1 protein-coding gene is annotated in these 278 nt (G+C 49.6%); it reads right to left on the bottom strand.

Features of this window, described 5'->3' with window-relative positions:
* Nucleotides 1–44 precede the first annotated feature (44 nt).
* Nucleotides 45–278: type VI secretion system lipoprotein TssJ (gene tssJ / locus ACODJP_RS13940; protein ID WP_248420306.1), on the bottom strand; the 234-nt coding region annotated here is incomplete at its 5' end.

Raw genomic sequence — 278 nt, 5'->3', positions numbered from 1 at the left:
CATCCCTTCCTGCCACATCACCTTGTTGCGGGTGGTTGCCATAATTATTCATCCTCTTTTTTCATTTCGATGCTGCTTTGACGTACATGCACCAGCAGGCGGTAATGGTGGCCGGTTCCTTCCACCGTCTCGATTTGTTTCCATTCAGTGGCCTGGTCATCGGAGAAATAGGCCACGACACCAATAAACTGCGTTTTCTCATCCAGCTTTACCGGCGGCAGGGTTTTGATGGTGTCCGGCAACAGGTTGAAATCCTGGTGGTCGATATAGTTTTTACC

The sequence above is a fragment of the Pleomorphochaeta sp. DL1XJH-081 genome, assembly GCF_049310885.1.
Lineage (GTDB): Bacteria > Spirochaetota > Spirochaetia > Sphaerochaetales > Sphaerochaetaceae > CAYZJV01.
The sequence above is the reverse complement of the archived record's forward strand: the minus strand, read 5'-3'. Positions and strand labels throughout refer to the sequence as shown.